The sequence below is a fragment of the Bacillus norwichensis genome, from assembly GCF_014836955.1.
GTDB classification, from domain to species: domain Bacteria; phylum Bacillota; class Bacilli; order Bacillales; family Bacillaceae_C; genus Siminovitchia; species Siminovitchia norwichensis.
On sequence record NZ_JACSPV010000008.1, the window covers coordinates 67567 to 90636 of the forward strand.

The following is a 23070-nucleotide window of genomic DNA, read 5'->3' on the forward strand; positions in this document are numbered from 1 at the left end:
CGATATGTATCAAACGTTATTCGTAAGTCCAAACCCCATTTTTAAGAGATCTCCCAATTTTCCCCTTTTCCTCTAAATAATCCAGGTGTCCAATTACTTCTGACATAACGAGTGAGAATTGCTGTTCATATGTATCCCCATAATATCTTTTTGCCACCTCGCTAGCAGTTACACAGCCTGCATCAATCAGTGAAAGAAATTTATCCGCCTTTCTGTCAACCCCCGCGATTCTTCTTTCGATCAGTTCACGATGATTTTCTATTACCACGCCATGCCCTGAGAAAACAGTGCCAACAAAGAGTTCTAAGCATTTCTTCATTGAATCTAAATGAAGAGAGAGTGATTGGGTTCTCTTCCCATTTCCGGTAGGCTCCACGAGGGCATTGCTGGAAATATGGCTGATTAGAAGATCGCCAGCAAAAAGTTTCCGTGTATTCGAATGGTAGAATGCTATTTGATCAGGAGCATGACCAGGTACTTCCAGAACTTTGAAATTTTCAAAGGACCCTGTGGCTAATTCATGCAAATCACATTCGATTTTTTGCGACTGGTTCATTTTCGCCGCTTTTCTCAGATGTTCTACCTGTTTTTGTCCAGCCTCTCCGCATCCCATTTCTCTGTAAAGTTTATCAAAGAATTCAATCCTCATTTGAATAAATTCCGGTTCCCTTTTTAATCGAGGAAAAGAGAGAGGATGCGCGAATACCGGAATTGGCTTAGCAGAGACCACTCTGTTCACGAGTCCGACATGGTCAATATGATGATGAGTCAGGCAAATATGGGTGATGTCGCTTATGTCAAAGCCGTTTTTACTTAATGTTTTGTTTAGAGCCCTCCAACAATCGTCATTATTTAAACCAGCATCAATCAATAGGAGGGACTGATCAGCTTTAATTAAATAGAAATTAATACTTTTTAAAGAAGACTTGACCGGAACGATGATCGGGAATATTTCTAACAATCTAGTCACTCCTTAAATTAGATAACTTTATGATAGCACAGGTTAAATATAATGCAGCTCTCCTATAATTCAAAGTAAGGCAAAAATGAATGCAGAAAGCTTCTTTCGCATTCATTTTTGTCATTGCTTTGTTTAAAAATATTGGAGGTATTTGATGCCGATCCTTTTTCAAATGATTATTCGGTAATAAAACTTTTAAGCTGTCCCTTATTGAACTTTTAGACAAATTTTAGCAGGTCTGTCAACTCCTGAATTTCATAGGTTGGCTGAACATCAGTAAGGTTTTTTCGGTGATCGGGATTAAACCAGCACGTATCAATTCCGTAGTTTAATCCTCCTTTAATATCAGAAGTCAAAGAATCACCAACAATTAACACTTGATCTTTGTCTTCAATTTGGAGTTTAGAAAAGGCATAATCAAAAATCCTTGAGTCTGGTTTTTGGTATCCAGCACTTTCGGACGTAATTAAATCCACGAATGTATTGTGAAGAGCCGATCTTTTGATTCGGGAATCTTGGACAGCATGAAAGCCGTTTGATAAAACAGCTAGGCGGTAATCAGAAAGTTTTCTACATAAGTTCTCTGCACCTGTCTTAAGGTAGGCGCCTTTTCCTAAATTTTCTAGGTACCTGTTTCCGAATTTTTTGGCATCTATTTCAAGCTCATGCTTCAGGAAAAGCCTCCTGAATCTCTCCACCTTCAGTTCGGACAGCCTAATCATACCTTGTTCCAGCTCCCTCCACAATATAGAGCTGATGTCTCTGTAACTTGCACGGTAAGCTACTCCACCTTCTGTCATACCAAATTCCAAAAAAGTTTTTTCAAAAGCCTCTTCTTCTGAAAGTCTAAAGTCAAACAAGGTATCATCCATGTCAAACAGTATTACTTCGTATTGCATATTTACCTCCATCGTTTATCGAGATTGTAGAAGCTGAAATAGCTTCGACGACATACCAATAATTTTAGGGGATAGTTCACACTAAATCTCTGAATGACAACAATAAGTACAATTGCCTATTTTTGATTTTACTCGATCGTTGGGATTTATTCAGATTTCTCGGTTGACCGTGGCCACTATCAAGTTTGAAAGCACTAAGTAATCTAATCCACATTACCATATATTATTCTAAGAAAATTGCGCTCTTGACGACAGATTATGAAACAATTAAAATTATCTTATAAAACCAATGTAATTACTGTGGTTTAACTTCAGAAGAAGTTCCCGACTTCAAGTGGTGAGATGAAAGCTTACTGCTATTCCATTCAGTGGAGGCTCAAAACTCGGCTGAACAAAGTTAAAGCCTCCGGCGGATGCCGCAGACTTCCAGAGGGAATTTATCGAGCGAAGCTCGATAAAATCTGGGCGCAAATACGTCAAGGCTCATTTGAGAAGGAGAGGATAAAAGAATGGTTCAAATGATTGTCACGGGTCTTCTGTGCGGAGCGCTGCTAGGTTTTGTCATGCAGAGGGGTCGTTTTTGCTTAACTGGCGGATTTCGTGATATGTATATTGCTAAAGATTACCGCATGTTTTATGCGTTATTAATCGCCATTGCTGTTCAAAGCATCGGTGTTTATACATTAATCCAATTTGGAGCTATTGAATTTACGGCAGGAGAATTTTCCTGGGTGGCTACTATCAGTGGATCTTTTATTTTTGGAGTAGGCATTGTGCTTGCTGGAGGTTGTGCGACAGGGACATGGTACCGCGCAGGAGAAGGACTTCTTGGCAGTTGGATTGCTTTGTTCGGGTATATGTTTATGAGTGCAGTGATGAAGTCAGGAGTCTTGGTTCCGATTGATCAATCAATGAAGTCTGTGAAAATATCTACTAACTCCATTGCAGAATCGACTGGAATTTCTGTTTGGATCTATATTGTTGGATTTATTGCGATTGTTCTTTGGCTTATTGTAAGAGAATTGAAGAAACCTAAGATTGCCATTCCGACAATGAAGCCTAGACGTACAGGATTGAGCCATTTGCTTTTCGAAAAACGTTGGCATCCATTTTTTACAGCTCTTCTCATCGGAGGAATTGCCATTTTGGCTTGGCCGCTTAGTGAAGCGACTGGAAGAATGGCTGGTTTGGGAATCACAACTCCTTCTGCTAATATTCTTCAGTTTCTTATAAGTGGCAATCAGGAGTATGTTAACTGGGGTGTGTTTCTTGTACTAGGGATATTTTTAGGCTCTTTTACTGCAGCAAAAGGAAGCAGGGAATTTCGTTTTAGAATGCCTGATGTAAAAACAGGAATCTCAAGTTTCATTGGCGGTAACTTAATGGGATTCGGTGCAAGCCTTGCCGGGGGATGCTCTATCGGAAATGGCTTGGTCATGACTGCTATGATGACATGGCAAGGCTGGGTTTCTCTATTATTTATCATTTTAGGAACGTGGACGGCCTCGTATTTTGTCTTTGTCCGCCCAAAAACCAAAAAGAATACAGTTGTATCCGATACAACTGTCACCGCGTAGGAGGAGTTTCAAATGTCAACAACTTTGGATGTAATGGGGCAAGTTTGCCCATTTCCGTTAGTGGAAGCAAAAGAGGCAATTGAGAAGATTTCAGTTGGAGATGAGTTGGTTATCAATTTTGACTGTACACAAGCGACTGAAAGCATTCCGCGCTGGGCGGCTGAATCTGGCTATGAAGTCACTAACTTTGAATTGCTAAGTGAGGCTGCTTGGACAATAACCATAAAAAAGAAATAATCTGCACATTTAGAAGGGGTATGACCAAAGCGTGCAAGTTTTGATCATGCCTTTTTGCTTTTATTCTTTTATTTATTAAGGATGCGGTTAATTTAAATACTAATACTGCCTTTTTCTTTGATTAGGTATTAGCCTGATTTTACTATTAAATATAGTAAACAAAAGTCAGCTATCCTATTTTATCTACACTAAAATCGGGATATCCGATATTTTCACTCACGATCGTTATGGTTCTAGGGATGGAGAACTTATTTGGCAGACGTCTCCCGCTTCTGTAAGTAGTGAGATGAATTGGGGGTTCAACCCCCGGCTGAAAGAAGTTAAGGTCTCCAGCGGATGCCACAGATTTTCAGAGGGAATTTATTGAGCAAAGCTCGATAAAATCTGGGCGCAGATATGCCAAGGAGCACTTGATCAAGAAAAAGTTCGACATTTTATCACATTGCCTCAATCAGTACTAAGACAGCTTTTTCTTTGCTGGTTTACCGCAGTTTCCCCGCTAATTCCCCACCATTTAACAAATTTATTTTCGATAATAGCGTTTGCACTTTATCTTTTGGGTTTACTGATTGACCAACATGTGGTTTAATAGTTAGGTATCAATTTTTAATGATGAGTTTCATATAAAGTAAAATGTAACAGTTTTAAAACTCCAAGGCAGGATGTTTAATGTCTCTGTTTTGGGTTATTTTTTGTAATTTAACAGCCCTAAAATATTTGAGGTGAGACCAATGAAGAAATTCTTGAGTACAAAAACGGGCTTTTTTACTGTAATGGTGCTTTTCTTCTGGATTAAAACGTATATTATCTATCAAACTGAATTTAACCTGGGAATAAAAAATGGAATGCAGCAGTTCCTGCTGTTCTTTAACCCGCTGAACTCCGCGCTGATTTTTTTAGGCCTAGCTTTATTTGCGAAGGGTAAACGTATTGGTGTATGGCTGATTTCTATATATTCAGCACTTAGCTTCTTACTGTATGCCAATGTTGTTTTTTATCGCTTTAATAGCGATTTTATCACCATCCCGACTTTGACCCAAACAAGCAATTTTGGGAGTCTTGGTGGAAGTATCGCGAACCTAGTGGCTTGGCATGATATTTTTTATGCGCTGGATATTATCATCATGGTTGCCTTTTTTGTCAAGGCGAAGGGAAATTGGTCCACGGATCGTATCAAGATTCGCAAGCCTTTGATCGTTTTGACTTCAGGTGTTGTTTTGTTTGTTGTAAATCTAGGACTTGCAGAGATTGACCGTCCACAGTTATTGCAGCGAACTTTTGACCGAAACTATATTGTTAAATATCTTGGAGCCTATAACTTTACCATTTATGACGCTGTTCAGAGCTTTAAATCTTCCAAGCAGCGGGTAATGGCATCGAGTGATGATATGACGGAAGTCGAGAACTACACGAAGGCAAAGTATGCCCAGCCAAATCCCGAGTACTTTGGCAAGGCCAAAGGGAAAAATATTATTAAAATCCATTTGGAATCTTTCCAAACCTTTTTGATAGATTACAAGCTGCATGGAGAAGAGGTCACTCCTTTTCTAAATTCTTTGGTGCGGGATTCTGACTATACGTATTTTGATAACTTCTTCCATCAAACTGAACAAGGGAAAACAGCTGATGCGGAGTTGATTATGGACAATTCGTTATATGGGTTGCCGCAAGGCTCTGCGTTTGTGATGAAAGGGAATAATACGTACCAGGCATTGCCAGCGATTTTACACCAACAGGGGTATTCAACTTCTGTACTGCATGGTGATTACAAATCTTTCTGGAACCGCGATGAAATTTATAAAGAGTTTGGTGTAGACAAATTCTTTGATGCAAGCTACTATGATATGTCCGATGAAAATGTTATCGGCTACGGGTTAAAAGATAAGCCGTTTTTCGAAGAATCCATTCCAATGCTAAAATCATTGAAACAACCGTTTTATGCGCATCTCATTTCGGTGACACATCACCATCCTTACCTGATTGATGAAGAGGATGCAACGATTGCACCTGCTGAAACGGGAGATGCTTCAGTGGATAGATATTTCCAAACAGCTCGCTATTTGGATGAAGCTTTGGAGCAGTTCGTAAACGATTTGAAGGCAGAAGGTTTATACGATGATTCTGTCATTCTTATTTACGGAGACCATTACGGTATATCCGATAACCATAACCGTGCAATGGAGGAACTGATTGGAGAAGAGATCACTCCATTGAAACATGCTGAATTGCAGCGTGTACCATTAATGATCAGAGTGCCTGGCGTGAAAGGCCAAGGTGTGAACCATGAGTACGCTGGCCAGGTAGATGTTATGCCGACACTGCTTCATTTGCAAGGTAACAAAGCCCAAGATTATATTCAAATGGGAACCGACTTATTTTCAAAAGACCATAAAGCATATGTACCATTTAGAAATGGTGACTTTATGACTGAAAAATTCAGCAAAGTCGATGGTGTATATTACGATACTGAAACAAAAGAAAAGATTGAAGAACCAACGAAAGAAATGTTGGAGATCAATGATTCTGTTATCCGTGATCTTCAATTATCAGATAAAGTAATGTACGGGGATTTATTGAGATTCTACACACCTAATAAGGATTGGACTCCAGTTGACCCGAGACAATATACTTACGGAAAACCTGAAACAGGAAAAACTTCATCTACTGAGGAAAAATAAATCAGTGTAAACTGGGCGAAAGGAAACAGCTTGTTTCCTTTCGCCTTTTTGTGCGCCTAGTAACAGAGGGGAATTTGGAAATCATAGATGCAGGAACATGATCTTTAGAAAAGAAAGACAGTGTTCTTTTCTAAAACGCTCTGATGAAAATACCAGGGCCAATTGGTGAACAGATGAGTGATTTTGAAGTCCGGGCTATCTTAATGAATCTTGGCTTCAATTGTAAATGATGAATATAATAGATTTTAAATTTGGACAGGTTCTTTTTTGTGGAGAGAAAAGGAATGGTATATAATTTGTCTAATAAATGAAAAGGAGTGATTCATGTGGCTGTTGATGTTTATCTTATGTTTAATGGAAATTGCAGGGAAGCAGTAGAATTTTATGCTGAGGCATTTCAAACTGAAGTGCCTCATATTATGACATTCGGAGAAGCTCCTTCGAATCCTGACTACCCTGTTCCTGAAGAAGTTAAAGACAGGATTATTCATGCACACTTGAATATCGAAGGGAGCAATGTGATGTTCTCGGATACTTTTCCAGGGAATGAAGTAGAAAATGGGAACAATATCACACTTGCATACGTCAGTAAGAATATGGATGATGTAAAGTCCGTTTTTCATAAACTAAGTCAAGGCGGGACAGTCGACATGGAGCTCCAAGAAACGTTCTTCAGCAAATCCTATGGTAAAGTGACGGATAAGTTCGGCATTGGCTGGCAGCTCAGCCACACAGAATAAATGAGGAAAAAGCGGGGGCTCATGATCCACATGAGTCCCCGCTGAATTTTTAATCGGTTTTTGCGATTGGAGAAGTTTTCATTACCAATTCCACGTTTACTTTTCCTGAAAAAAATACAGCACCGCCCCCCATATCAGCTACCCTGTCAGGGGTAAGAGCATTGACGAGATGTTTGTTCCCAAATTGATCAGACCAAAGCCCTTGACTGACGACAACACTAGGCAAGACTTGTTCTCCAACTGAGACAGTCATTTCGCATTCCCCTCGATCATTCCATATTCGAACAAAAGAACCGTCTTCAATTCCTAGCCTTTCAGCATCCGAGCTATTCATAAATAATTGCGGGGCTTTTTCAAGCTTTGCGTGCTTTTCATTATTTGAAAATGTAGAGTTTAAAAAATTGTGGTTTGGCCCAGGGACAAATAGAAATGGATAATCATTGTCCTCTACAAGCGGGATATGTGTTGGAAGAGGAGGATATCCGTCCAGTTCCATTTGCTTTGAATACAGTTCGATTTTGCCGCTTGGCGTGTTCAAATCCTTCCAGTACCCATCTGTATTTTTTGCCTTAATAAATCGTTCCTTCTTCAATTGCTGAAGACTAATATCAGGGAAGTAAGGGTTTTGAACGTTATTCATGGCCTGCTTGATCAGTTCTTCATCGCTATCCTTCAGCTCAGGCTCATCAAAGCCCATTGCTTTCGCAAGCAATCTGAAAACATCAGCATTTGACTTGCTCTCCCCATAAGGAGGAATGACCGGCTCTTGCAATTGGAGATATTGATGCCAATAGGATGTATAAAAATCAGTATTTTCATAAGATGAAGTTGCAGGTAAGACAATATCTGCATATTTGGCAGTCTCTGTAAGAAAAAGATCGTGTACAACTGTAAAAAGGTCATCTCTTTCCAAACCTTTGCGGACTTTCCCGGCGTTTGGAGCAACAATAGCAGGGTTACTGCAATATACGAAAAGCGAATGGATCGGTTGCTGTGGATCATGCAGAGCCTCAGCCAATCGAATCATATTAATTGTTCTAGCCTGTTTTTTCCTAAGCTCCGGCCGTTGTAAAGCATTCGCATTATAAGACAAGTATCCGCTGTTCGATTTAACAGCCCCGCCGCCTTTTAATTGCCATTGGCCAGTGAGAGCAGGGAGACAGGAGATAGTTCGGACAATCATTCCACCGTTGTCATGATGCTGCAAGCCGTTGCCTATGCGGATCATGGAAGGTGACATTTCGCCATACATCCGTGCAAGCTTATAAATATCAGCGACGGGTACTCCAGTAATTTCTGATACCAATTGAGGTTCATAAGACTTCACATGATGCTCAAGTTCATCATAACCGACTGTATATTCGGCTAAAAACTCATGATCTACCATTTTTTCAGCAAATAAAATATGCATGACTCCGAGTGCGAGAGCGCTGTCTGTCCCTGGAAGAATAGGGATGAACCAATCTGCCATACGTCCGGTCTGATTTTTATGAACGTCGATGACAACGAGCTTTGCGCCATTTTTTCGTGCTTTTTGTGTAATCATTACTTGGTGCATGTTTGTGCTGGCAGCATTGATTCCCCAAAAAATGAACAGCTTAGTATCAGACATATCTTCAGGGTCAGTTCCGAAGCCCCCACCCATTGTATAGCTATAACCAACACTTCCGGCCGAAGAACAGATTGTCTGTTCAAGCTGGCTGGCGCCAAGCCGATTGAAGAAACGTCGATCCATTCCTTCTGAATGGATATTCCCCATGTTTCCGTAAAAACTGTATGGCAGGATGGACTCTGCCCCTTCCTCAGAAATTAAGCGTTCCCACTGATCCACAATCGTTTGGATGGCTTCATCCCATGTAATTGTTTCAAATTTGGCTGCCCCTTTAGGACCTACTCGTTTTAAAGGCATACTCAAACGCTTTGAATCATACAGGCGTTCTGCCATATTACGCACTTTATTGCAAATGCTTCCCTTTGTCACAGGGTGATTGGGATCCCCAGCAACTTTTACAATTTTTCCGTCTTTTTTATGGATAAGCAGTCCGCATTGATCAGGGCAGTCCAAAGAACATACGGAAGGAACCACACCATCTTTTATATCGATCCAAGAATTCATTTTCCTCAGAGCTCCCTCTTTAAGTTCGTGTTCAAAAAGCCGACAAATTCGCTGTAACAAGCCCATGAAGAGGTTTGTCAGCAACTATTTGAACATCTCCTTTGATTAAGATTATTTCAATGAATTATACCATGATTAAGCGTTTTCCGTCCTGTTCGCTATAAATGATTGAGAGATTTTTTTGCTAATCATAAAGTTATTCAAAATTTAACCAAAAGGAAAAATACAATTGACAACCTAAATGAGAGTGATTATCATTATAAAAGTAAAAAACATATAAGTGAGTGCTCAAAAAGTTGTCAATTCGGATACAAAAAGGACTGTACTGCTGAGTTTAAGCAGCAGAGAAAAAGAGGCTTACAGCTTATTGTTTGGTGACTTTTCGGACATCATCTATATATCTATTAATGTGAGGAGCTTCTAAATGAAAAAAGTATTTAAATCTGCGCTCTTTATTATTTGTTCTGCAAGTTTGGTAGCAGGATGTGGAACGGCAAAGGAAAAAGAAGATGCTAATGCAGGGGAAGAGGTAGTGACGGAAAACACCCTTAATGAAGAAATGGAAAGTTATAAGCAATTTGCAATGGATCAGCTTGATCAGTTCGTCATTGAAACGGAAAAATTTGTTGAAGCGGTGAAAGCTGGCGATGTTGAAAAGGCCAAGGAACTATATGCATCTGCTCGGATGTATTTTGAACGCTCTGAACCTATTGCTGAAAGCTTCGGAGACTTGGATCCACGAATTGATGCCCGTTTAGCGGACATTGAGGAAGAAGGGCAAGGAAAAGAAGAGTGGTCTGGCTATCATAAAATTGAATACGGTCTTTGGGAGGAAGGAACAACAAAAGGATACGAGGAAACAGCAGATCAGTTGATGAATGACGTCAAAGAGCTGCGTGCAAAAGTGGAGACGGTGGAAGTGACTCCGGACTTGATGATCACGGGAGCGGTTGATCTTTTAAATGAAGTTTCTACATCAAAAATTACTGGTGAAGAAGAAATTTATTCCCATACAGACCTGTATGACTTTAAAGCGAATGTGGAAGGTGCGGAAAAGATTTTTGAAATTTTCAAAGCGAAGCTACAAGAAAAGGATGCAGATCTTACGAAATCATTGGAGGATAATTTCTCTACATTAAATCATTTACTTGATCAATATAAAGATAAAGATGGTTTTGTGTCTTATGAAAAATTGTCTGAAGAAGATACAAAAGAACTATCAGAGGCAGTCGATCATCTTGGGGAACCTTTAAGCCAAATGGCAATTGTTGTGGAGTGAGGAAAATGAGTAAGCGGGAAGAGAATTCCTTTTTTCAAAAAGAAATCTCTCGCCGAGATATGCTGAAAATCGCTGGGATCGGCGGAGCAGGTGTCATGATCAGTGCATCTGGCCTTCCGCAGGTTTTGACAGCTTTGGGCGAGAGTTCATTCGTTGATGATGATGTGTCAGCCGCAAAAAAGGTCAACTTTTATGGGAAACATCAATCTGGCATTTTGACGAAAGATCCTAAACATGTCTATTTTGTAGCTCTTAATTGTACGGCGAAATCGAAAGCTGAATTGAAACAGCTGTTCAAGGTTTGGACGGATCAAAGTGTGGAGTTGATGAATGGGAGGCTTGTTGAACCATATAGTTCAAACACACTTATGCCGCCATCTGATACTGGTGAGGCAACAGGTCTTGATGCTTCTCATCTTACATTGACCTTTGGAGTGGGACCAAGTCTTTTTGAGAAAAAAGAGCTTAGACTGCAGCACATGAAACCAAATGTGCTCAAAGATTTGCCGCATTTTCCAAAGGATCAGCTGAATCCCGCATATGTCGGCGGAGATATATGTATTCAAGCCTGTGCGGATGATCCACAAGTCGCTTTCCACGCTGTTAGAAACCTTGTTCGCACGGCACGTGGCAAAGTGACGATGCATTGGTCGCAAACTGGTTTCAATTCATATGAAAGGAAAGGCAAGAAAATCCAGACACCTCGAAATCTTTTTGCTTTTAAAGATGGTACAGGTAATCCTAATGTGGATGATGCTAAAGAGATGAATCAGTATGTCTGGGTACAGTCAGATGAATCCAAATGGCTTTCTGGCGGTACTTATATGGCAGTCAGACGAATCCAAATGCATCTGGAAACATGGGATCGGACGGCACTTAGTGAGCAGGAAGCTACCTTTGGCCGGCATAGGGACAGCGGGGCACCACTAGGTAAAGAAAATGAAATGGATGATATGGGGCTGGAACGGAAGGAAAATGATCAACCGGTCGTTCCTGTAGACTCTCATGTCTACTTGGCCAAACAAGTAAAGGATCGCATATTAAGGCGTTCTTTTTCCTATTCTGATGGGATTGACCGTAAAACAGGTGCTTTTGATGCTGGATTACTGTTTATTTCTTTTCAGAAAGACCCGCGGCAGTTCATTAATATTCAAAATAGCTTCGGCAGAATGGATAAATTAAACGAATATATCACACACCGTGGAAGTGCGCTGTTTGCTTGTTTCCCCGGTGTGAAAAAAGGAAGCTATCTTGGAGCGGAATTGTTCGGATAGAGGGAGGTTAATCGTGAAAAAGGTCATTGTGTTTTTTAGTTTTATCATCTTGATTCTTTCTCCTATCCAGCTTGTGTCTGCCAAGGAAAGCTACAGCCAGCTATTTATTTTAATCGGGGATACCATGATGAAAACAAAAGCTGACGAATGGGATCATACAAAAGAGCTTACCAGCCAGATGAATGCAGAGTGGGAGCAAGCGGCCCCTTCAGACAGTAAAACAGTAAGAGAAGTGGATAAAGCGATAAAAAATATGGATGAGGCTGTAGAGAAGAAAGATAAGGAAGCGGCGCTGACAGCTTTATCTGATTTATCACATGCTCTCGTTGCATTGGAAAAAGAACAAAACCCTGTTGATGTGGAAGCACAGCGGGAAGAAATCAAAACTGTATTTACTCCCATCATGACTGACTTGCAAAATGCAGTCGAGAACGAAGATGCTGAAAAAGCAGGTGCTGAATATAAAAAGCTTTTATCGAAATGGAATAAAAAAGAGAGCATTATTCGTGAGCAGAGCATTGCTTATTATGGAAAAATTGAAACGCAGATGGGACTATTGCGAATTGCCTTAACACAGGAAGAAAAAGATTTTGGACAAATGCGGGAAATGGTCAGTACGATCTCAGAGGCATTTTCTGAACTTGCTGCAGGAAAGGAAATGAAAGCAAAGGATGAAGGGTATTCCTTGCAGACATTAATTGACCTGCTTGAAAAAGCGGATAAGTCCATAGAAGAGAAAGAAGCTGGGCAGGCCGTATCATCCTTACAGGAATTTTTGAGCGTTTGGCCGTCTGTTGAAGGGGAAGTCCGTACAAGAAACGGCGGGCTTTACACAAAGCTGGAAAGCGATATCCCTGTTATAGCTGGGAAACTGTCTTCCTCGAAAGTTGATTTTAAAGAACAACAAAATAAAATTAATTCCTACAAGCAGGCGATTCTTCAGCTTCAGGAAAAGAGCCATTACACGATCTGGGACGCAGCATTAATTCTCCTTCGAGAAGGCTTAGAAGCCCTTTTGATTGTCGCTGCTTTGATTGCCTTTTTAAGAAAAGCAAATGCACGCCAATATCAAAAGTGGATTTGGATTGGTGCCCTGCTTGGGGTCGCTTTGAGTGCATGTGCCGCCCTTTTAATTAATGTCATGTTTACAGCCGCAACGCAAGGTGCAAATAGGGAAGTAATTGAAGGTATTACCGGTATCCTCGCAGTTATCATGATGATCGGTGTCGGTATTTGGCTTCATCAGAAGTCCAACATTCAAGCCTGGAATCGCTTCATTGAAAAGCAAATGGGTGCAGCGCTTTCTACTGGAAGCATTATCTCCATGTCTTTTATCAGCTTCCTAGCCATTTTCCGTGAAGGGGCAGAAACAATCATTTTCTATATGGGAATGGCTCCATCGATTAACACAGGTGAATTGGCTGCAGGGATTGGCATAGCTGCTGCTATACTTACTGTTTTTGGGTTTTTATTGATTAAATATAGTGCCAGAATTGCGCTTGGCCCATTTTTTAAGGCAGCAACCATTTTGATTTACTTTTTGGCCTTTAAAATACTGGGAGTGAGCATACATGCTCTTCAATTAACCGACCATATAAGAACAACGCAGGTTAACTCATTGCCAGCGATAAATTTTATCGGATTTTATCCTTCTTTGGAAGTGATTATCCCACAGATTCTCCTTCTGCTTATTATCTTGATCGCTTCCGTAAAAGTTCATAAGATGGGCAAGCAGGTTCCTGCTTCCTAGCTCATAGAAGGTGAACCGAATATGGTGTGCCTTTTTTACAGAATAAAATAAAATCAGAATGAAATATTTAGTTCGAATTAAGTTTTTCAATGTCTAGCTTCGACGGACAGGACGTGCTAGTGCAAGCGAAGCCGACAGGACGTCGCGTTTTGAGCCTGTCAATGCTCAGGATGTGGCAGCAGCTTGAGGCGGCGTGTTGTCTGGCTGTGAGTCCATCGACTAAAATCGCTGCAGAGGCGAAACTACGCTTTCTTCAGCGTTCGTCTTATGCTTGGTCGCCGATAAGCAAGCACTTTCGCACTTCGTTTTCCTTTATTTCAATTAAATCAATTAAAGGATTGTCGACTAAGTTTTGCCTTACGCTTTTCTTACTCAATGCAACGCAGTCAATGATTGGGATGGGGGGATATGTTCCGTTTGTGGCTGGCTATTGAAAGGACTTATTTCTTTGATCACCTTCGCGTTATGGGGTGTGCTTTAAAAAAGGCCGTATCAAGATTCCAATCGCAGGAGATATTGCTGAAAATTTAATGAGATATTTTGATGATAACCGCTGATGACATTAAAGTTCATCATTCTAATTTGAGGAATCATGAAAATATGGTTGACAATTCATTCCATACAGAATAAAATAGGTTTTACATTTACAAATTCATATTTTATAGCTCTTATGTAGAGAGGTGGAGGGACTGGCCCAGTGAAGCCTCGGCAACCATTGAATATATTTTTTATATTCAAACGGTGCCAATTCCAGCAGATTTTTTACAAATCTGATAGATAAGAGGCGAAGCTTGATTTCTACTATCAAAAAGCAGAGACCTCTTATTATTAGGGGGTCTTTTTCTTGTTTATCGGAAAACACTTCAAAGGAGATGAAGGGAATGAGCGTCAAGGAAAAAGCAGACAATGAGAAGCTGAAAGTGATTGAGGAATTACTTAATAATCTACGCTTTGGTGAATTGCAGATTACAGTACATGAAGGGAAAATCGTTCAAATCAACCGAATTGAAAAGAAGAGATTCCCAGCATGATACAGATGTATAACGAATACTAGATCAGGAGGCTGACTGGACGACCGGAGGCCTCCTTGATTTCAATGGCTTCTGTTTACAAACATATTTGTGAACAGACTAAAAAGATTAAAGGAGAGTGGGAACAAACAACTAGTTGAATGGGCCAAGTTTACGGAAGTAAATTTGGTTGCACGATCAAAATAGCTTTATTTCTGAGTATTCATATGTGAAAAATCAAGTAATGATTGTTGCTCTCCATGCAATTAGAAAACAGAGAGTTAGTACAATATGGCATCACTCAGAGAATAAACAACATGATGGTTTTAAAGATAGAAAGTCTATCATCTGAGTATTGAAAAGACATACAGTGAACCAGAGGAGAATGAAAATGAAAAAAACATTATTTTATATTACTTTACTTTTTAGCTTATTCGTTTTAGGAGCTTGCGGCAGCGATTCAGCTACCAGCGAGGAAAAGAAAGAAATCGTCATTGGAGCAACTGCCGGACCATATAGTGATCAATTAAAAGATGGAATCATTCCAATACTTGAAAAAGATGGGTATAAAGTGAAAATTGTTGAATTCAATGATTATATCCAACCGAATATATCTCTGAATGAAGGCGAGATTGACGCCAACTTGTATCAAAACAGCATCTACTTAAAGCAATTTAATAAAGACCACAATATGGATTTGGTGGCGTCATATGCAGTTCCAACCGCTCCAATTGCACTTTATTCCGAAAAATATAAGTCTTTGGATGATATAAAAGAGGGATCAACGATTGCTATGCCAAATGACCCGACTAACCTAGCCAGATCACTGAACATGCTCGTGTCCTTTGGTTTGATTGAAGTAGATGAGAATGCGGACCCTACTATTGTTTCAGAAAAAGATATTGTGAAAAACAAGCTCAATTTAAAAGTAAAACCGATTGATCCTGCACAAACACCTCGTTCTTTGGGAGATACAGATTTTGCATTCATTAACGGGAACTACGCACTGGCTTCTGGATTGAAATTGGATGAAGCGGTAGAAATTGAGAAAACGCCAGAAGATTATTTGATTTATGTGACTGTGAAAAAAGAGAATGAGGAAAAACCTTTTGCGAAAGCCCTGGAAAAAGCTTATAAGTCTGATGAATTTTTAGAGTACACAAATAAAAATGCAAAAGGATATGTGAAACCTCCATATCAAGTAGAGAAGGAGGGCAATAAATGATCGATATTCAACGGGTCACCAAGCGCTACAAAAATGTAGCGGCTGTGGATGATGTGAGTTTGACGATCCGGCAGGGAGAGGTCTTTGGCATCATTGGTTACAGTGGCGCTGGAAAAAGTACGCTGCTTAGGTGCTTAAACTTATTAGAAAGGCCAACAGAAGGCAAAATTTTGATTGATGGAAAAGATTTAACGGCACTTTCCGATAGTAAAGTCAGGAAAGAGCGCCAAAAGATCGGAATGATTTTCCAGCACTTTCATTTAATTAGCTCTAAAACGGTTTTTGATAATGTGGCCTTCTCTTTGAAAGCGGCAGGGAAAACGAAAGAAGAAATTAAAAAGAAGGTTCCGGAGTTATTAGAAATGGTTGGACTATCAGACCGGAGTAGGCATTATCCATCCCAACTATCTGGGGGACAGAAACAACGAGTTGGTATCGCTAGAGCCTTGGCCAATGACCCAAAAGTGCTCCTTTGTGATGAAGCAACTTCGGCTCTGGACCCAACGACAACAAAATCAATTTTACATTTGTTGAAGAAGATTAATGAGACATTAGGCATTACCATTGTCCTGATTACTCATGAAATGGAAGTCGTACAGGACATTTGCCATCGGGTGGCAGTCATGGAAGACGGGAAAGTGGTTGAGATAGGCGATATATATGATATTTTTGCTAACCCAAAAACCGAGCTATCCAAACAATTCGTCCAAACGGTTCACTCTTTGGAGCTGCCTGAAAGACTTCTTTCGGGAAGAAAAGGTTCGATCGTTCAAATTGTTTTTCAGGGAGATTCGGCTGAAGAGGCAGTAATTTCCGAAACCTTGAAACAATTTAATGTGAATGCCAATATTCTTCACGGACAGATTTCCTATATTCAGGATCGCGCGTTGGGAACACTCATTATTGAGTTGATTGGTGCACGTGCTGATGTCGAAAAGGCAATTGATTATATTACGAAGCAAACGAGTCGATTGGAGGTGCTTGCCGATGTTGCCTGAAATGATCAATGAGTTTGGAAAAGCTTTTGTGGAAACTTCTTGGATGATGGGCATTGCGGTGGCCTTTGCCATTATTATTGGGGTTCCTTTAGGCATAGCCCTCTTTGTCACCAGTGAAGGGATGTTTTGGCAAAATCGCTTCATGCAAAATGTGGCAGGAACCATTATTAATATTATCCGTTCCATCCCTTTCATTATCTTGCTTGTTGTTCTGATCCCATTTACAAAATTGATTTTGGGAACAACAATGGGACCTGCAGCGGCGAGTGTTTCACTGACAGTAGCAGCTATTCCTTTCTACGCTAGGCTCGTTGAGACATCTTTGCGGGAGATTGACAAGGGAGTAATTGAAGCAGCTGAATCATGCGGTGCTTCCCCATGGCTGATCATTAAAGAGGTTCTGTTACCAGAAGCAAAATCTGGAATGATTGCAGGATTGACGGTAACGGTCATCAGTCTTTTAAGTTACTCAGCAATGGCAGGAATTGTTGGAGGCGGAGGAATTGGAGACTTGGCGATACGCTTCGGGTACTATCGATTCCAAAATGACGTTATGATTGCAACAGTTATTATCCTGGTTGTACTTGTACAGGTAATTCAATTTATTGGTGATCGCGCGGCAAGAGCTGTGGATAAAAGATAGGACTTACTTATTGAGGAGGAAAGCAAATGGCTCAAACGATTGTAAAAGAAGAAGTCTCATCCAAGCTTTATGGATGGGAGCACCCTGATAATATAAGAGAATATCGGAAAAATAACAAAACTTTTGCAAAGAAAGATAAAAGAACTACATTAGAAGAAGCGGTTTCCCGCGGAGTAAAAGAAGGGGATTATATCGTTTTTGGCGGAATGGGATCAGTGCGTAATCCAATTGCGGCTGTCCATGAAATCATCCGTCAAAAAATTGGAAACCTTACGATTGGAACAAAAGGTTCTCAGCATGATTGGCAGTTGCTTGCCGCCGCAGGTAATATCACGAAAGCAGAAGTCTCATACGGTTTTGCCGATGAAGTTCGTGGGCTATCTCTTCCGACTAGAAGAGCGGTTGAATCAGGCCGTTTAAAAGTATTGTCGGAAACAACCAATGCAGGATTCCAATGGCGTTTTACTGCGGCTATGAAGGGACTATCTTTTTACCCGACGAGATCTTCGCTGGGAACAGATACGCTGCATTACAGCGGATCAAAAACAATTATCGATCCTTTCACAAACGAACCGGTTGAACTGCTTCCTGCCTGCTATCCAGATGTGGCTGTTATTCATGTCCATCGCGCAGATAAATACGGCAACTGCCAAATTGACGGAAACATCGCAGAAGATATAGAGCTGGCCCATGCAGCTAAGTTTGTATTGGTAACCGCAGAAGAAATTGTCCATGACGAAGTACTTTCAGGTCGTCCGGATTTAACAAAAATTCCTTATTTTGTGGTTGATGCAGTTGTGGAAGTGCCGTACGGTTCTCATCCAAACCAAGTGCCAAGCCTTTATTCCTTTGACGAGGATCATTGGCAAATCTGGCTCGATGCTTCTATAAGCGAAGAGGGCGTAGAAGAATATTTGGAGGAGTATGTGCACGGGATCAAAGATCATTACAAATACTTAGAAAAAATCGGCGGGGTTCGCGTATTAAGGCAACTGGAAAGAATTGAAAAGAAATTGGCCCCATATCCGAAAGTAGCGAAAAGGAGAGGGTAAGCATGGCAAACGATACAGAGAAAATGATTATCACAGCATCCAGACTTTTACCTAAAGATGCAGCGGTTTATGTTGGTACGGGAATGCCGCTCTTGGCTTCTGTCCTCGCTTTGAATACACATGCACCAGGTTTATTGCTCGTTTATGAAGGCGGTGGTGTTGGAGGTAGACCGACAGGTCGGCTTCCAATTCAAGTAAGTGAATCATTGACGTATGAGAATGGTGTAACAGTCGGTTCAATGGATTATGTTATGAGTTTGGCACAAGCGGGCTGGATTCAATACGGGTTTCTGGGAGGAGCCCAGATTGATCAGTATGGGAACCTGAATACGACTGTTATTGGTGACTGGGAGAAACCGAAGGTAAGGCTCCCAGGTTCAGGCGGAGGAGCAGATATTGCTTCCTTATGCGAACGAACAATTATCATCATGGGCCAGGACAAGAGGAAATTTGTTGAGAAGCTCGACTTTTTAACAAGTCCTGGTTACTTGGATGGACCTAATGGCCGAGCTGAAGCGGGACTACCTGCAAATACAGGGCCATACCGTGTCATTACTCAAATCGGAGTGTATGGTTTCGACGATGAAACAAGGAAGTTGACACTGTTACACCTGTTTAAAGGTTACACATTGGAAGATGTTCAAGCGAATAGCAGCTTCCCTATTGGGATTGCCGAAGATTGGACATATATTGAGGAACCTACGGAGGAAGAATTAAAAACCTTGCATTCATTAGATCCAGATGGTGTTGTTATCGCATAAAAAGGAGGAATGGTTATGTCAAAACAAATAAGTCTGTCGGAAGCAGCTTCCGCGGTTTCAAACGGAGCATTGCTCGCACTTGGCGGAAATGCGCTTCATCGTTCTCCTATCGCTTTTGTAACAGAACTGATTCGTCAAGGAAAGAAAAATTTATCTGTTATTAAAACAGCCGGTGCATTGGACGTTGATATGCTGGCAACTGCAAAATTACTTGATTCTGTTTATGGTGGTTATATTGGCTTTGAGATGTTTGGTTTGGCTCAAAGCTATAGAAAAGGCGTACAAAACCAAGAAATTATTGCTCATGAACATGCGTGTGCGAGTGTAATTGCCGGCTTGCGTGCGAGTATCTACGGCGTACCTTTTCAGCCGATTAACGGTTTCCAGGGGAGTGAGCTGCCTGAATTGACCGGACAGATTAAATATGTTGATTGTCCTTTTACAGGGAAAAAGACTGCTGTTGTTCCTGCTCTTCGTCCGGATTACACTGTGATTCATGTCAACATGGCTGATGAAAAAGGCAATGCCTACATTGAAGGGGCAATATTTGAAGATTTGATTATGGTAAGAGCAGCTGAAAAAGTGATCGTTACTGCTGAAAAAATCATTTCTTCGGATAGCTGGACTGTCAGACCACAGGTGCCGGGTTTCCTTGTAGAAAGTGTTGTACTGGCTGAGCAGGGGGCTGCACCGGGAAGTTGTGCCCCATCCTACTCCATTGATAAGGAAGCAGTAATTGACTACTTGAAGGAGCCGAACAGTTATTTGGAAAAAGTAAAGGAGGCTGAGATTCATGCCTAACTTACAAGCAGCTGATTATATCACTGTTTCAATGGCTCGCCTTATTCAGGATGGAGAACGGGTTTTTCATGGAGTTGCTTCTCCTATGCCAGCTGTAGCTGTTCAATTGGCGAAAAAGCTTCATGCAAAAAAAGCGGTCTATTTAAGTATACCTGGTGGTGTTGATGCGGAACCAAGTTCTTTTTCCAGTTACTCAAGTGCAGATCCAGTTTTAAGGGAAGGATCTGTTTCAGACTTTCCTCTATCCGATATTTTTGATTTATCTGCACGCGGTGCACTTGATGTTGCCTTTTTGAGTGGGGCGCAAATAGATGGCTACGGCCGTTTAAATTTGAGTGCGATCGGTCCTTTTGATAAACCGAAGGTCCGATTGCCGGGTGGTGCTGGAAGTGCTGCGTTGCTTCCTACCGTAAAAAGAGGAATTTTGTGGAAAACGAACCATGACAAGCGAAGCTTTGTAGAAAAGCTGGATGTGATCACGGCAGCGGGAAATACAGAATATGTCATTACCCCGCTTGGGATTTTTAAACGTTCTGAAGAAGATCAGCGTTTACGTCTTTATTCTGTGTTCCCCAACAGCTCAGTTGAGGAGATTACCGAAAACACAGGATTTGTGGTTGAAAAGCATGAGGAGTTCAAAGAGTTTCCTCCAATCACAGAAGAGGAATTGCAATTGTTGGAGTCGATTGATCAAGAAGGTACTCGCTACAGCGAATTCAAGTAAATAAAAGGATGGAGTGAGGGGTAAAGATGGCAACAGCTCAATTAATGAAGGTAGAAACAAGCGGAAAATGGAAACAAGGATTACAAACTTCCATCAAAATTAGGGATTTCAAACCTATTATCGTTGATGAACCGAAAACACTCGGGGGAACAGATGAGGGGCCGAATCCAGTTGAACTGGTTTTGGCGAGTCTTTCAAGTTGCGCTTCTATTATGATTGCATTTATTTCTAAGGAATTGAAGTTTACTTATACAGATATTGAATTTAAGAACGAAGGAACATTGGATTTGCGAGGGCTCCAAGGTGTAGAAGGGGTTTCGCCTCATTTCCAATCAGTCGAATTTAATGTAGTCATCCATACAGAGGAAAGTGAGGAAAGAATAGAAGCATTAAAAAACGAAGTAGAAAGAAGATGCCCAGTTTTAAACCTTTTAGCAGATGCAGGTGTGAAGGTTGAAGGGGAATGGGTAAAAGCATAAGGAAAAGGGACTGCTCCTAGAAATGGTAAGCAGATGTTAAGACGGGCTTAGTGCCCGTCTTTTGCTGTCCATTAAAAATGGTCACTAATAAATACCCATCTCATATGATTTCCGAAAAAACAGTCACTATAGGAACCAACCTCCAAGATAAAGGAAAGTATTCCATTTTTGGATGGCATCCCAGTATTTTTCTTATGTAGATTGTATTTAACTTTTTTTGTAAGTATTTTGTTTTTTCGGATAGTATCCTCTCTTACCCGGACAGTATTTCCGCTAAGTTGGACAGTGGGGATTTTTTAGATAGTCTTCTACATGGAAGTGCAATAGTGAATGCGCAGATTACTTTCGGAGCTAATGTCTGAACTAGGAGAGCAATAATAGCGAAAAAGAAGAGGGTGTCTTGGAAAGTCAGTTTTCACTGATTTTTCCAGACACCCTTTCTTATGTGAATAAAAGTTATTCTTCCACTTTTTCTTATAGACCGCCAATAGAGACGTATTTTGTTTCCAAATATGGCTCGATACCTTCAATGCCGCCTTCGCGTCCAAGTCCGCTCTCTTTCATACCACCAAATGGTACGTGAGCTGCAGATGGTGCACCATCATTCCAGCCAATGATACCGAAGTTGAGGTTTTCATGAAGGTATGTTCCTGTTTTGTAGTCATTTGTGAAGAAGTAAGCTGCAAGTCCGTATGGAGTGTTGTTTGCAATCTCTACTGCTTCTTCCAATGTTGAGAATGGAACGATTGGAGCTACAGGTCCAAATGTTTCTTCCTGCATAATGTCCATGTCGTGTGTCACATTCTTAAGGACAGTTGGGTATACGAAATAGGATCCCTTTTCGTCGTCAACATCAAATTGGTTTCCTGCTAGTACTTCTGCACCTTTTTCAACCGCATCGTTGATTTGGAAAGCAATTTTTTCGTATCCTTTTTTGTTGATGACTGGGCCTACATCAGTACCTGCGTCTAAGCCGTTTCCGACTTTAAGCTGTTTTGCACGCTCTGCAAATTTATCAGCGAATTGGTCGGCGATGCTCTCGTGAACAAGCAGGCGGTTCGCACATACACAAGTTTGGCCAGCATTTCTGAATTTAGTGAGCATTGTTTGCTCGACAGCTAAATCAAGATCCGCATCTTCTGCAATAATCAATGGAGCATGTCCGCCAAGTTCCATCGTTACGTGTTGTACGTTGTTTGCAGAGTCTCTGATTAATGATTTTCCAACTGGAGTGGAACCAGTGAATGTGATTTTTCTTACGTGTCTGCTGCTTGTGAATAATTCACCCATCATGCGTCCGCTTCCGTTAACAACTTGAACAGCGTCTTCAGGGATTCCTGCTTCGTGTGCAAGTTCAATCAAACGGATTGTTGTCAATGGTGTTTCAACTGCAGGTTTTACGATAAAAGTACAGCCAGCTGCAAGTGCGGGAGCTGCTTTTCTTGTCATCATCGCTGCAGGGAAGTTCCATGGAGTAATCGCCGCAACAAGACCGATTGGCTGTTTTGTAACCATGATTCTTTTTGATTCGGCTGAAGCAGGGACTGTACGTCCATAAATGCGTTTAGCTTCTTCAGCATACCAAAGAACATAGCTTACTGCGTAGTCCACTTCACCTAATGATTCATGAAGAGGCTTTCCGTTCTCTTTCGTCATGACTTCTGCAATGCTTTCTTTATTTTCTTTGATTTTATCTGCCCATTTAAAAAGCAATTCAGATCTTTTGTGAGCATTTACTTGAGACCATTTTTCAAAAGCTTTGTGGCCTTTTTCGAGCTTTGTATTTACTTCCTCGGCTGTATCGATGTTAACTTCTTGGATGACTTCACCAGTAGCCGGGTTTTTTACTTGAAATGTTTCTGCCAT

General features: G+C 40.9%; 20 protein-coding genes and 1 riboswitch. Of the genes, 16 read left to right on the top strand and 4 right to left on the bottom strand.

What is annotated here, in order from left to right:
* Positions 1 to 16 precede the first annotated feature (16 nt).
* Together H9631_RS06660 and H9631_RS06665 are read right to left on the bottom strand one after the other, a co-directional pair.
* The gene (locus H9631_RS06660; protein ID WP_225220904.1) at positions 17 to 961 is read right to left on the bottom strand and encodes an MBL fold metallo-hydrolase; all 945 of its coding nucleotides are present in this window, start codon (positions 959 to 961) and stop codon (positions 17 to 19) included.
* 218 nt (positions 962 to 1179) lie between these two features.
* Positions 1180 to 1860 (bottom strand): YjjG family noncanonical pyrimidine nucleotidase, encoded by a 681-nt coding sequence (locus tag H9631_RS06665; protein ID WP_191811183.1) that lies wholly within the window; start codon positions 1858 to 1860, stop codon positions 1180 to 1182.
* 509 nt (positions 1861 to 2369) lie between these two features.
* Between H9631_RS06665 and H9631_RS06670 the strand changes: the two genes are divergently transcribed.
* From H9631_RS06670 to H9631_RS06685, 4 genes are all read left to right on the top strand, one after another.
* Positions 2370 to 3437: a YeeE/YedE thiosulfate transporter family protein gene (locus H9631_RS06670; RefSeq protein WP_191811185.1), complete on the top strand. Its 1068-nt coding sequence runs from the start codon at positions 2370 to 2372 to the stop codon at positions 3435 to 3437.
* Positions 3438 to 3449: 12 nt separating this feature from the next.
* On the top strand, positions 3450 to 3674 hold the full coding sequence (locus H9631_RS06675; RefSeq protein ID WP_191811187.1) for a sulfurtransferase TusA family protein: 225 nt from the start codon (positions 3450 to 3452) through the stop codon (positions 3672 to 3674).
* 731 nt (positions 3675 to 4405) lie between these two features.
* A complete protein-coding gene (locus H9631_RS06680; protein WP_191811189.1) occupies positions 4406 to 6352 on the top strand; it encodes an LTA synthase family protein in 1947 nt (648 codons plus the stop codon).
* A 326-nt stretch (positions 6353 to 6678) separates the two neighbouring features.
* The gene (locus H9631_RS06685) at positions 6679 to 7092 is read left to right on the top strand and encodes a VOC family protein (RefSeq protein WP_191811191.1); all 414 of its coding nucleotides are present in this window, start codon (positions 6679 to 6681) and stop codon (positions 7090 to 7092) included.
* 49 nt (positions 7093 to 7141) lie between these two features.
* Here H9631_RS06685 and H9631_RS06690 read toward each other — a convergent pair whose 3' ends face one another.
* Positions 7142 to 9208, bottom strand: a complete 2067-nt coding sequence (locus tag H9631_RS06690; RefSeq protein WP_191811193.1) for a molybdopterin oxidoreductase family protein — start codon at positions 9206 to 9208, stop codon at positions 7142 to 7144.
* Positions 9209 to 9632: 424 nt separating this feature from the next.
* Here H9631_RS06690 and efeO point away from each other — a divergent pair, with 424 nt between their 5' ends.
* From efeO to H9631_RS06750, 12 genes are all read left to right on the top strand, one after another.
* Positions 9633 to 10487: an iron uptake system protein EfeO gene (gene efeO, locus H9631_RS06695; RefSeq protein WP_191811195.1), complete on the top strand. Its 855-nt coding sequence runs from the start codon at positions 9633 to 9635 to the stop codon at positions 10485 to 10487.
* Positions 10488 to 10492: 5 nt separating this feature from the next.
* A complete protein-coding gene (gene efeB / locus H9631_RS06700) occupies positions 10493 to 11761 on the top strand; it encodes an iron uptake transporter deferrochelatase/peroxidase subunit (RefSeq protein ID WP_191811197.1) in 1269 nt (422 codons plus the stop codon).
* A 13-nt stretch (positions 11762 to 11774) separates the two neighbouring features.
* Positions 11775 to 13511 (top strand): FTR1 family iron permease, encoded by a 1737-nt coding sequence (locus H9631_RS22690; RefSeq protein ID WP_191811198.1) that lies wholly within the window; start codon positions 11775 to 11777, stop codon positions 13509 to 13511.
* Between the two features lie 665 nt (positions 13512 to 14176).
* A riboswitch (SAM riboswitch) is annotated at positions 14177 to 14295 on the top strand.
* 97 nt (positions 14296 to 14392) lie between these two features.
* Positions 14393 to 14542 carry a YezD family protein gene (locus H9631_RS06710; protein WP_191811200.1) on the top strand — a complete coding sequence of 50 codons (150 nt, stop codon included), beginning with the start codon at positions 14393 to 14395 and terminating at the stop codon, positions 14540 to 14542.
* Positions 14543 to 14912: 370 nt separating this feature from the next.
* On the top strand, positions 14913 to 15746 hold the full coding sequence (locus H9631_RS06715; protein ID WP_191811201.1) for a MetQ/NlpA family ABC transporter substrate-binding protein: 834 nt from the start codon (positions 14913 to 14915) through the stop codon (positions 15744 to 15746).
* On the top strand, positions 15743 to 16744 hold the full coding sequence (locus H9631_RS06720; RefSeq protein WP_191811204.1) for a methionine ABC transporter ATP-binding protein: 1002 nt from the start codon (positions 15743 to 15745) through the stop codon (positions 16742 to 16744). The genes H9631_RS06715 and H9631_RS06720 overlap by 4 nt, the downstream gene beginning before the upstream one ends.
* Positions 16734 to 17387, top strand: a complete 654-nt coding sequence (locus tag H9631_RS06725; RefSeq protein ID WP_191811205.1) for a methionine ABC transporter permease — start codon at positions 16734 to 16736, stop codon at positions 17385 to 17387. Before H9631_RS06720 ends, H9631_RS06725 begins: the two co-directional genes overlap by 11 nt.
* Before the next feature lie 26 nt (positions 17388 to 17413).
* Positions 17414 to 18439 (top strand): CoA transferase subunit A, encoded by a 1026-nt coding sequence (locus tag H9631_RS06730; RefSeq protein WP_191811207.1) that lies wholly within the window; start codon positions 17414 to 17416, stop codon positions 18437 to 18439.
* 2 nt (positions 18440 to 18441) lie between these two features.
* Positions 18442 to 19200: a CoA-transferase subunit beta gene (locus H9631_RS06735; RefSeq protein WP_191811210.1), complete on the top strand. Its 759-nt coding sequence runs from the start codon at positions 18442 to 18444 to the stop codon at positions 19198 to 19200.
* A 15-nt stretch (positions 19201 to 19215) separates the two neighbouring features.
* Positions 19216 to 20001 (top strand): CoA transferase subunit A, encoded by a 786-nt coding sequence (locus H9631_RS06740; RefSeq protein ID WP_191811211.1) that lies wholly within the window; start codon positions 19216 to 19218, stop codon positions 19999 to 20001.
* On the top strand, positions 19994 to 20725 hold the full coding sequence (locus H9631_RS06745) for a CoA-transferase subunit beta (RefSeq protein ID WP_191811213.1): 732 nt from the start codon (positions 19994 to 19996) through the stop codon (positions 20723 to 20725). The genes H9631_RS06740 and H9631_RS06745 overlap by 8 nt, the downstream gene beginning before the upstream one ends.
* A gap of 26 nt (positions 20726 to 20751) precedes the next feature.
* Positions 20752 to 21204: an OsmC family protein gene (locus tag H9631_RS06750; RefSeq protein WP_191811215.1), complete on the top strand. Its 453-nt coding sequence runs from the start codon at positions 20752 to 20754 to the stop codon at positions 21202 to 21204.
* Between the two features lie 474 nt (positions 21205 to 21678).
* On the opposite strand, the gene H9631_RS06755 is transcribed toward H9631_RS06750, so the two are convergent.
* Positions 21679 to 23070: an NAD-dependent succinate-semialdehyde dehydrogenase gene (locus H9631_RS06755; RefSeq protein ID WP_225220905.1), complete on the bottom strand. Its 1392-nt coding sequence runs from the start codon at positions 23068 to 23070 to the stop codon at positions 21679 to 21681.

What these genes read in the sequence shown, in the direction of transcription:
- H9631_RS06665 (WP_191811183.1), bottom strand. Translation starts at nt 1,860, where the DNA reads ATGCAATACGAAGTAATACTGTTTGACATGGATGATACCTTGTTTGAC.
- H9631_RS06670 (WP_191811185.1), top strand. Translation starts at nt 2,370, where the DNA reads ATGGTTCAAATGATTGTCACGGGTCTTCTGTGCGGAGCGCTGCTAGGT.
- H9631_RS06675 (WP_191811187.1), top strand. Translation starts at nt 3,450, where the DNA reads ATGTCAACAACTTTGGATGTAATGGGGCAAGTTTGCCCATTTCCGTTA.
- H9631_RS06680 (WP_191811189.1), top strand. Translation starts at nt 4,406, where the DNA reads ATGAAGAAATTCTTGAGTACAAAAACGGGCTTTTTTACTGTAATGGTG.
- H9631_RS06690 (WP_191811193.1), bottom strand. Translation starts at nt 9,208, where the DNA reads ATGAATTCTTGGATCGATATAAAAGATGGTGTGGTTCCTTCCGTATGT.
- efeO (WP_191811195.1), top strand. Translation starts at nt 9,633, where the DNA reads ATGAAAAAAGTATTTAAATCTGCGCTCTTTATTATTTGTTCTGCAAGT.
- efeB (WP_191811197.1), top strand. Translation starts at nt 10,493, where the DNA reads ATGAGTAAGCGGGAAGAGAATTCCTTTTTTCAAAAAGAAATCTCTCGC.
- H9631_RS06710 (WP_191811200.1), top strand. Translation starts at nt 14,393, where the DNA reads ATGAGCGTCAAGGAAAAAGCAGACAATGAGAAGCTGAAAGTGATTGAG.
- H9631_RS06715 (WP_191811201.1), top strand. Translation starts at nt 14,913, where the DNA reads ATGAAAAAAACATTATTTTATATTACTTTACTTTTTAGCTTATTCGTT.
- H9631_RS06720 (WP_191811204.1), top strand. Translation starts at nt 15,743, where the DNA reads ATGATCGATATTCAACGGGTCACCAAGCGCTACAAAAATGTAGCGGCT.
- H9631_RS06725 (WP_191811205.1), top strand. Translation starts at nt 16,734, where the DNA reads ATGTTGCCTGAAATGATCAATGAGTTTGGAAAAGCTTTTGTGGAAACT.
- H9631_RS06730 (WP_191811207.1), top strand. Translation starts at nt 17,414, where the DNA reads ATGGCTCAAACGATTGTAAAAGAAGAAGTCTCATCCAAGCTTTATGGA.
- H9631_RS06735 (WP_191811210.1), top strand. Translation starts at nt 18,442, where the DNA reads ATGGCAAACGATACAGAGAAAATGATTATCACAGCATCCAGACTTTTA.
- H9631_RS06740 (WP_191811211.1), top strand. Translation starts at nt 19,216, where the DNA reads ATGTCAAAACAAATAAGTCTGTCGGAAGCAGCTTCCGCGGTTTCAAAC.
- H9631_RS06745 (WP_191811213.1), top strand. Translation starts at nt 19,994, where the DNA reads ATGCCTAACTTACAAGCAGCTGATTATATCACTGTTTCAATGGCTCGC.
- H9631_RS06750 (WP_191811215.1), top strand. Translation starts at nt 20,752, where the DNA reads ATGGCAACAGCTCAATTAATGAAGGTAGAAACAAGCGGAAAATGGAAA.
- H9631_RS06755 (WP_225220905.1), bottom strand. Translation starts at nt 23,070, where the DNA reads ATGGCAGAAACATTTCAAGTAAAAAACCCGGCTACTGGTGAAGTCATC.